Annotated in this window: 2 protein-coding genes; both read right to left on the reverse strand. The window is 60.2% G+C overall.

Features of this window, described 5'->3' with window-relative positions:
• Window positions 1–469: histidine phosphatase family protein (locus V7116_RS16495; protein ID WP_324393052.1), on the reverse strand; the 469-nt coding region annotated here is incomplete at its 3' end.
• Between the two features lie 32 nt (window positions 470–501).
• Window positions 502–859: secondary thiamine-phosphate synthase enzyme YjbQ (locus V7116_RS16500; RefSeq protein WP_324393053.1), on the reverse strand; the 358-nt coding region annotated here is incomplete at its 5' end.

Here is an 859-nt window from a genome sequence, read left to right on the forward strand (position 1 = left end):
CCCCGCCGTGGCAAACCACGGCGACCACCGTTTCAGGGCCGCTGTCGCCGTAACGCGCCATCACGTCGTCCAGAAACGAGCTGATGCGCACGCGGAACAACATCCAGCTTTCGCCGCCCTCGTTGATGCACGCAAATGGGCGTTCGGTGCCCCAGAACTCCGCGTACTGGATCGGCATTTCTTCCGGCGGAACCGGCAGCCCGCTCCCGTAACAGTTTCCAAACTCGCGCAGCCGATCGTCCGTCACGGCGGTTACGCCGGTTTCCTGCTCGACACACGCCGCTGTTTCCAGCGTCCGCGCCATGGTGCTGGTATACAGCGCCGCCAGCGACACGTTGTCCGCCAGCCACTTCCCCAGATGCTCGGCCTGCCGCTTGCCGAGCGCCGTCAGCCCGGCGTCAATATACCCTTCGGTCCAGTCGTCCAGGTTAACGTAACTCTGCCCATGCCGGATTAACAGGAGATGCACACTCGCCTCCTCACGCGCGCCCGCGCGTCGTTTCAGCTACCCATAAACTTGAGCCACACCTTGCGGCGGCGCGGCCCATCGAATTCGGCCAGATAAAGTCCCTGCCACTGCCCCAGCAGCAGTTTGCCGCCTTCAACCAGGATAACCTGACTTGAGCCGAATAACGAAGTCTTAATGTGAGCGGGAGAATTGCCCTCGCTGTGACGGTGGCGCGGGTCGGGCGGGGCGATGCGTTCGTCCACCGTGAGCAAGACATCGGTCTGAACATCGGGGTCCCAATTTTCATTGACAGTGAGTCCCGCAGTAGTGTGTGGGCAGAACAACGTTAATATGCCATCCTCATACTCTTGAGACCGTATGACATCCTGAACGATTTCAGTAATATCTACT

Source organism: Aggregatilinea sp. (assembly GCF_036822615.1).
GTDB lineage: Bacteria > Chloroflexota > Anaerolineae > Aggregatilineales > Aggregatilineaceae > Aggregatilinea.